This is a genomic window from Noviherbaspirillum malthae, assembly GCF_015352985.1.
Classification (GTDB): domain Bacteria; phylum Pseudomonadota; class Gammaproteobacteria; order Burkholderiales; family Burkholderiaceae_D; genus Noviherbaspirillum; species Noviherbaspirillum malthae.
Genome location: NZ_JACYXF010000132.1, coordinates 1 through 7,902, shown reverse-complemented (window position 1 = coordinate 7,902; position 7,902 = coordinate 1). Strand labels below are relative to the sequence as shown.

9 protein-coding genes and 2 pseudogenes are annotated in these 7,902 nt (G+C 54.1%); 2 read left to right on the top strand and 9 right to left on the bottom strand.

Annotated features, from left to right (window positions below):
* Positions 1-117: 117 nt before the first annotated feature.
* Positions 118-255, top strand: a pseudogene (gene infA / locus IGW03_RS36830) (translation initiation factor IF-1); the annotation flags it as partial.
* 211 nt (positions 256-466) lie between these two features.
* On the opposite strand, the gene IGW03_RS36825 reads toward infA, so the two are convergent.
* The 4 genes from IGW03_RS36825 to IGW03_RS36810 all read right to left on the bottom strand — a co-directional run bounded on the left by IGW03_RS36825 (position 467) and on the right by IGW03_RS36810 (position 3,434).
* Positions 467-850, bottom strand: a complete 384-nt coding sequence (locus IGW03_RS36825) for a type II toxin-antitoxin system VapC family toxin (protein WP_194727342.1) — start codon at positions 848-850, stop codon at positions 467-469.
* Positions 847-1,053 carry a type II toxin-antitoxin system VapB family antitoxin gene (locus IGW03_RS36820; RefSeq protein ID WP_194727341.1) on the bottom strand — a complete coding sequence of 69 codons (207 nt, stop codon included), beginning with the start codon at positions 1,051-1,053 and terminating at the stop codon, positions 847-849. The genes IGW03_RS36825 and IGW03_RS36820 overlap by 4 nt, the downstream gene beginning before the upstream one ends.
* 740 nt (positions 1,054-1,793) lie before the next feature.
* Complete coding sequence (locus IGW03_RS36815) at positions 1,794-3,008, bottom strand: type II toxin-antitoxin system HipA family toxin (protein WP_194727340.1); 1,215 nt, start codon at positions 3,006-3,008, stop codon at positions 1,794-1,796.
* Positions 3,009-3,092: 84 nt separating this feature from the next.
* A complete protein-coding gene (locus IGW03_RS36810; RefSeq protein ID WP_194727339.1) occupies positions 3,093-3,434 on the bottom strand; it encodes a helix-turn-helix domain-containing protein in 342 nt (113 codons plus the stop codon).
* A gap of 58 nt (positions 3,435-3,492) precedes the next feature.
* Here IGW03_RS36810 and IGW03_RS38595 point away from each other — a divergent pair, with 58 nt between their 5' ends.
* Positions 3,493-3,669, top strand: coding sequence for a hypothetical protein (locus IGW03_RS38595; RefSeq protein ID WP_228536333.1), 177 nt, complete (start codon positions 3,493-3,495; stop codon positions 3,667-3,669).
* A 65-nt stretch (positions 3,670-3,734) separates the two neighbouring features.
* On the opposite strand, the gene IGW03_RS36805 is transcribed toward IGW03_RS38595, so the two are convergent.
* The 5 genes and pseudogenes from IGW03_RS36805 to IGW03_RS36785 all read right to left on the bottom strand — a co-directional run.
* A complete protein-coding gene (locus IGW03_RS36805) occupies positions 3,735-4,457 on the bottom strand; it encodes a HipA domain-containing protein (RefSeq protein WP_194727338.1) in 723 nt (240 codons plus the stop codon).
* Between the two features lie 142 nt (positions 4,458-4,599).
* Positions 4,600-4,806, bottom strand: coding sequence for an exodeoxyribonuclease VII small subunit (gene xseB, locus IGW03_RS36800; RefSeq protein WP_194727337.1), 207 nt, complete (start codon positions 4,804-4,806; stop codon positions 4,600-4,602).
* Positions 4,803-6,542 carry an exodeoxyribonuclease VII large subunit gene (locus IGW03_RS36795; RefSeq protein ID WP_194727336.1) on the bottom strand — a complete coding sequence of 580 codons (1,740 nt, stop codon included), beginning with the start codon at positions 6,540-6,542 and terminating at the stop codon, positions 4,803-4,805. The genes xseB and IGW03_RS36795 overlap by 4 nt, the downstream gene beginning before the upstream one ends.
* 297 nt (positions 6,543-6,839) lie before the next feature.
* Complete coding sequence (locus tag IGW03_RS36790; RefSeq protein ID WP_323745070.1) at positions 6,840-7,229, bottom strand: thermonuclease family protein; 390 nt, start codon at positions 7,227-7,229, stop codon at positions 6,840-6,842.
* Between the two features lie 201 nt (positions 7,230-7,430).
* Positions 7,431-7,676, bottom strand: a pseudogene (locus IGW03_RS36785) (antirestriction protein); the annotation flags it as partial.
* Positions 7,677-7,902: the final 226 nt, after the last annotated feature.

Genomic DNA, 7,902 nt, shown 5'->3' with positions numbered 1-7,902 from the left:
GAGTCCGATTACGTTATCTTGCTTCAAGGCGTATTCTTTCCTTGTAAGAGGTTGATGATTCCGGAAGAACCATCAAGAATACGCCGCCTCACTCCCTCACGTCATACACAACTTCCGAGCATAACTCAGGTATTAGGTCACATCTCGGGAAAGATGCGCAAGAACTACATCAAAATTCTCCCTGGCGACAAGGTCAAGGTGGAAATGACTCCCTACGATCTCTCAAAGGCAAGAATCGTATTCCGCACCAAATAGTTCTGAGAAGTAACGCAGCACGGTGCTAGGCATGCGCGGTAGCATACGACAAGGGACTCTGCATTGAGATGGAAGATTTTACTGCCGGTACGTCTGCCCTGGGACTCCACTGCCCGTCAGTACTACCAGTGAACGACGCTACGTATGGACAGCGTATCGTATAGAGTGGACAACGCAATGCACTGCGACAATCCATCTATCAAATAGCAAATTAATGGAGATTATTGACTTGATGCGCGACGCCGAATCGTTCTGCCAAACTCGCAAGCCGCTTATCTAACGTCCAAAGCTTTGCCCCCGGTGTAATCAGTGTTGAAGCAAGCAGAGTGATATCCACCAGTCCGCAACCCAAACCATACAAGTTTTCCCGTTCGATGAACTCAAGCACTTCGTTCATGCTCGCCTGGTTGACTTGTTGAAGTAGTTTCAAATCACCCAACGATTTCGAACGTGGTGCAGGTGGCGTGCCGCAAGCGAGTTCGACAACGATCATCGGATGGATGGCAGTCAAATCGAGAGTCAGCAACTCGACCAAGGCCGCGTTGCGTTTCCGAAAATGCTCGACCCAGACAGAGGTATCAACAAGCACACTCATTGAGCCGCTTGCTCCCCACGGCGGCGTGGAATATCCGGCATATCCGGCGCTGCGCTGCCTAGCGCGGCAAGTCTCTTTGCTGCTTGCACACGAACGAAAGTTTTAAAAGCTTCACGCCAGATGTCCGACTTATCCATGGTTGGGTCAGCCATTTCCAACGCTTTTTCAAACAGCTCGTCGTCAATCGTTACGGTCGTTCTCATTTTATCTCCACAAGAGCCATTCTTTGGAACCTGCCATCGAAATTGATGCAAATTCACATCAATCATAGCATCATTTTAGCTTTATTTCATTTTTATTGTTGCAATGAAGCAAGAAGTGGCCGAGCTGAATGTGCGTCCCCCCATGCATCATGTCTCATTGTCTTCATGAGCCAAGCATGCAAAAGGAAGGGAAGTGTTGAATACCCAGTTTGTCTCCTGCCCTATTCTGATGCAGCACACCGCAAAGGCGCTCAATACCCTATGCCGTGTTCCAGAGTAAGAGGCAGGCCATCTCTAAGACTGCATTCAGACATGACTAGTTGACATAATTGGATTTCCCCCCACTCTCATGGAATGAACAAGGCTAGGAAATTAGGCTATGCATAGGCTTTGCTGGAGAGTTCCTTTGAACTCTCACCATGCCGTCCAGCGTGCTGACGATAAGCCAAAACACCGCCTCGTCAAACTATAGACGACTGCGATCCCATATGGCAGTTTTGACCAGATCACCGAATTAAATCATAGTCATTAATGATATGAATACAGAATGTTCAATACAAGCCCGAAGGAGTATTGAATTTCGTTCGGCGGCTGAAATTTAGACATTAACGCCAGAATGGCGAGGCCGGCTTCATGGTAGCTGACTGGAGAACATTAAGATGCGGCCCCCATCCTTGGCGACATCCCTCTTTCCTGCTTTTGATCCTCCTCTCCAAACAGTACTCATTTGCAGTCACATTCTACCTATTTTGACGGCGAGCCTCTCGGGTACAGACATCGTCGATATGTCGAAATGCAGACGCAATCTTCTCGATTTCTGATAACGGCACGTTGTAAGCTTCAAAGTATGTTCTCCACTGCCTTACGACACCATACACTCTATCGATAATTTCCCACGCCCGCTCCAGGTCCAATCCGAATCGAGCATACGACGTCAACGCATTGTCAATCGTAGCCGAGCGGCCAGAGTTACCTACTCCGAGATGGAGTCTACGTTCAGTACCGATCGAGGGACGTGGCACAACATCGTACAGCGGCGACAAACTCCAACCCTCGGGCCGCCAAAGGAATGCATGATTGCGCAAGTGATCGTCATCATTTGTCACCAGGATGTTGAAAATCATCCGGCCGTACATCTCTGCCTGGTCGGCGCGCACCTGTTTCGGTGCGCCATGTCGACGAATGGCATCGGCAATGTCACCGTAGGTCTTGTCGGGTGACTCCGATTCGTGGCAACCTAAAAGTGTTAGCGCACTGATCATATGCCGACGGTGCTCCTTATCATTGGCAGAGTATTCGCGGTCAAAACGACGAATCATCATGATTGTTTTGTCTTGAATGCACTCCGTGCGCACGTCAGGTACAGCAAGTCCGGCTTCTTTTGCCAATCTCAGCGTAGCTGTTTCCAATATAGGGATATTCAGCCTTTCATTTAGCGAAGGGAATTTCGCCAGCCATAGATGACCAGCCGCGTCAGTTACCGACGCTTTAGGGCGCATGCCGCCCATGCCACTGCCCGCCTCGAATATATCCTGGAGTCCTGTTGGCACTGGCAAACCTTCTTCAATACGTGCTGCTGCCTCTAGCAGATACTCCAGACGATGGACCCCTGCTGTCTTAAGTGGAGGAGATTGAATGTCAGGGCGGATGTCGAGAGCGCCTGCCCGATTATGTCCGGCCTCCATCAAATACGTCGATTCAGGCAATGAATTGGCAGGCTGGTTTAGCCTTGATTCAATAACTCGTCGGCCCCAAGCGTCCGGCGCAGCATCACGGATGCTCCCGAATAGTTTGGTGACTTCGTCCGCAATAAACTCCTTGTCCCGCATCATATCGGGATTTGGCTTCCACTCCCCAATCTCAGTGGGAACGATTGGAAGGGCGTCGGGCCGTCCAATATACCTGCGGCCATAGGCAAATTGCGAGCCCTGTATCTTGGAACCGTCTTCCAACATGGTCACTAGTCCAGCCGGTGCCCACTCTCCATTTAAATGGGCAAACACACCAAGTTCCCTCTTTCGCGACGCCATGCTGTTCCCTTAGAAATCCAGTTCTTTCTTGCGCCCTTCCGACAAGCTACGTGCCCGGACGCGGCGTTCGCTATGTTGAAGCAACGCTTCTGCAGGATCGTCATCGCGGTAGAGTTGATCGAATGACTTGCCGGGAGCAATTGCGTCGATATAACGTAACACCTGACCAATGGCCACCGAGGGATCACCACTCTCGATTCTTGAAGCAGTGCTGCGCGCTATTCCGGCACGGATCGCTGCTTCGTGCTGCACGAGGTGCCGAGCAAGACGAAATCGTCGGATACGTTCCCCTAAGCGGGTCAGCTCCGAGCTCAGTGGTTCTGTGAGAATAGCTTTTTGTGGCTTTTTCATGTCCGTCAAATCGGTCAATAAGTACGTAACGACCTATTTTACGAGCATTTTATGAGGAGTGAAAGCTGCCTTCGCAACAGGGGACAGTGCATTAGAAAAGGACATGGAATGTGATTTACATTCTTTTCGAAGATTAGTTGACAGTAAGCAATTCAAAAAGGGCAAGCTAGCAGAAAGTTTCGCAGAAAATGGAGCAAGAAAAAGTGACTTTATCGTAAAAATCATTGTTTCCTGAAGACGCCATACTCAAACGGCAACAAACGGAATGAACCATGGCCAAATAGAGCCGGTATTCCCGCTTCAGGTAGGCGCAACGCTGCCTTTCCTTGCACTCAGTATCTCGGCATTGTCGGCACAGAGTCGGCGATAGTCGTCGCTACTGATGCGATTATCAGCGGCAGCGTGCTGCCAGAATACGAGTGCGGCTCCTGCGGCAGCCTGCCAGTCATCTTCCTGTTCCGGCAGTGGCCGGCTCGGCTGGTATCGAACCGGTGGCAACTCCACGCCACGCGCGGGCGCATATTGCATCGGCAACATATCGGAGACGGGAGCGAGGGTCAGCGTTGGTCCGGCCCGAAATGCCAGATTTCCGTCGTGCATATCGTTGTTGGCAATTAGGCGCCCAAAATGCCAGATCAGCCGGATTGCTTTCGCATTCCAGGCAACCAGGAGACCATCCGCCAGCAGTCTATCGGCGGCTTCCAGCCAGTTTCCCGTCATGCCGTACAGCGCGCCATTGATCGCTTTCCTGGTACATACACCTGAGCGGCCACGCGCGCCATGTCGATCGAAGCGGATCGACTCATAGAAGGTACGGCCTCCAGCCTGCAGGATACGGCTTGTCGCCGCAGTCAATCCAAGCTCACGCAACAGGGTCTCGAGTGCCAGGTGCTCGCAAACCAGCAGGTTCGACCAGCGCCGCGTTCCCGGGGAGTCGTCGTCACCGGAAAACTTTAGCAATTCAACTGAAAGCCGTGCCAGCGTCGGTTCAAGTACGAGCAGCTCAGCGCCTCCTTGCGTCACTAGTACGTGCGGCTCGGTGAACGTGAAAGGGCATTGTCGAAAGGATGGTACCTACGTTCGTCCACACACACGAAGCCGTGGACGATGAGACCTGGCACCGGGGTTGAGTCGGCGCCTCCCGCCGTGTAAAGGCAATGTGACTTCACGCTTCAGCGGCGTCTTCCTTCAAGTGTTCCTGTAACGCCGCCCTTACCGCTGCAATCCTCTCCTTGCACACCTGGTAGGCTTTCGCACTTTCCTCTACGATCGGCACCAGGCTGTCGATGTCCAAATCATCCTGGCGCCTCAGCTTCTCCGCATTGGTCTGCAAAATCTTGTAGGCTGCGTTAAAGCCCTTCATGTCACTCATGTCGCTTCCTTTTGCACGCGTATCGTTCCGTCACGGAACTGTATTTCCATCACGCTCTGTCGTTTCGCAGCTTCACTGCTCGATATCGGCGTGCCCCCCGGCTCCTTGACCACTGCGAATCCGCGCTTGAGCGTCGGATCGATGCCATGGGCAAGAATCGTGGCCATCAAATCCTTCGACTGTTCCTGTGCATCACCCAAAAGCTTCTCCGCAAAGTGCTTGGTATCGGCCATGTCGCGCTCCATCTGATGTGCTGCCGTACCGATCATTCGGTCAGCAGTGCCGGCGATGCTCAGCCACTGGTCTTGCAGATGCTCGTCAATACCATCGATACTGCGGCGCGTAGCTAGCGTAATGCTGTCGAACATACCCTCGACTTCACGTTCCATGCGCTCCGCTACGCCCTGCGCACGCTCCTTGACGCTCATCGACAGGTGCTCGATCTTCTCTGCCGCGATCTCAACCTGTGAACTGGCTGCATTGAGCACCGTCTCATGCATCCGGTCCGCTTGCTTGGCGACGACGTCCAGCACCACCATACCCTGACGATTAATGGTTTCCCTATGTCTGGAGGCGGATGCTTCGGCCTGTATCAGGCGCCGCCCTGCCGAGGTGGCGATCTCGGTTTTCTTTTGGAGCACCCTGCTTTCTGCATGCGACAAGCGCGCTTCGGTGGCGTGAACAATCGCGTTCCAGTCCTCCAGCCCCTTGAGCGCCCGGGTGGCGATCTGCTGCCGGATATGGGCAATGACCTTCGACGGAGTGCCGAACGACCGGTGCGCATATTCATCGAGAATCGTCGTGTCCCTCTCATGGCCGATACCCACGAAGACCGGGCAAGGAAACTTACAGACCATGCCGGCGAGAACATATTCGTTGAGCCAGTGCAGATCGGTCAGTGCCCCGCCGCCGCGGATCAGGACCAGTGCACAAAAGGCCGATGTCCGGTGTGCAGCCAGCGCGGCCATGAATGCATCCTTGAGCGACTCCTTTGCTTTCTCACCCTGAAAGAATGCGTCAAAGTAGGTAAAACGGCACAAGTCAGCGGTCTCGAGCCGGCTGGCTTCTGTCTGGAAGTCGCCCTTGCCAGCGGCATCCGGCGGACTGATGACGGCGACGTGACCGAAGTCGGCCGGCGCCGTCAGCTGTCGGTTGCGCTGTGCCAGTCCCTCGGATTTAAGTCGTTCCCGAATCCGCTTGAGCCGCGCCTCCATGTCGCCCAAGGTGTAGTTGGGATCGATATCAATGATGTCCAGTGAAAAACCGTATTCCGCCTTGAACACTGGTCTTGCATAGACCAGAAGTTTGATCCCGGCTGCCAGCTCGATGCTGGTCTGCCCGGTGAACTTGCGAACGATCTGCGGAACCCGGCTTGCCCAGATCTGCGCGCGCGCCTTGGCCCGCTCCTTTCCATCCTGATCCCTTTCGACGGCCGCAATATACAGGTGGCCGCTGTGCATCTGCAGCTGGCTGATCTCGATACGGACCCAGAGCGGATCTTCGAATGCAACCTTGATCGCGCCGGCTACGCGGCCCAGCAGGTCGGTCAGCGAAACACCTCGGCCCTGCAGTATCGACATGGCCAAGGCATCCCGGCGGGAAGGCAGCCAGGCAGAAAATGGCGCCAGCTCCATCCCCGCCGGGACAAACAGTTGACCGGTATGCGGATCCGGCACTGCCCCAAACGACCGGGCCAGCTCGCTGTCTTCGTCAGGAACGGACAAAAAGGTGTTCATGTGATGAAGTCAATCTCGACTTGGCACGACACTCCATGGTAAGGCGGACCATGTTGCGCGCAATGTTGACAATAGCTGTCACTGCTTCCAGACACACATGAGAACTATCCTCGTGAAAACCGTCCAGACATGGTACTTGGAAAGTGATGCTGGCAAGAATACTGTATTTTTACACAGTATGCATCATCATGGGTCCCGTCATTGCAAAACAAACATATCAGCATAGCTCTACCAAAGCTGGCATTACTGCACCAGGTACGCCATCGTGGCTTGGCAGCCTTGGCGCCAGCCACGAAATCAGTCCGGCCGGCGCGTCTTCTTGCGATACTCCCATGGCGGCACTGGATCACGATCAGCCCACAGGCCGCGCCGATCCTCCCGCGCCTGGTCCTGCAGCGCCGGTAGCGACCGGTCCTTGTTGTACTTCGGATAAACCCACGCCATTCCGCGCTCCACTTGAGCACGGTTGACCTCCACGCCGCCGCAAGTCACCACAGCAACCGTGCGACCGTAGCGGTCCGTGTCCTGCGTCTCATACTGAGCATCCCGGTTCCAGCACAGGTCCGACAGCGACTGCTTGGACTTCTGCCCGAACGGCTGGGATTTCTCCGGTGCGTCCACGTTAGCCAGGCGCAGCTTCACCGGGCGATTGTCCTGCAAAATGGTGAGAGTATCGCCGTCCGCCACGCCAATGACTTTATAGGCATGACAGCTTATCGGCAGGAGGAAGGCAAGTGTGTCTAGCTATTTCATCCAGCCATTCTACCGACTGGCAAACCGCGGCGCTGGAAATCTGCGAGGATCCGGCAACCGCATCAGCTTTGGGATCGTCAATGGTGGCAACATAGCGTAACCCGCAAGTAAAGCTGTGCCGCCGCCACCGCTGGATCAATCGATCGCGCGCAGAATCAAACCGGATTCGGCATGATCGAGAGCATACTCGCGCAGAAGATAGAACAGGTGAATGCAATGCGCGTCGCGCGTCTTCCAGGATAGCTGGTTCAATGCCATCAATGTGGCAATGATGCCGGCCGCATCCGCACTGACCATCCCGTCGAAGCCGTTACCAGACATGGTGATGCGTAACGGCTGCACCTTCACGGGCGCCATGTAGAAGCCGCCATTCGACAGTTCGTAAAACGCCCACTATCCTCCACCGTATTCGCTGCACATCGAATCCAGCGTGGCATACACCATGACTTCTCCCAAAAACATCTGGCGTCCGAGATACCTTACAGCGATTTGCATGAAGGCATGTGGAATTAGTGCGGGCGTTAGTGTTCAAAGAGGTATTGTTGCTTTTACCGGAGGCAATCATGGCCTCGTCTTACTCACTGGATTTACGAGAGAAGATTCTGCA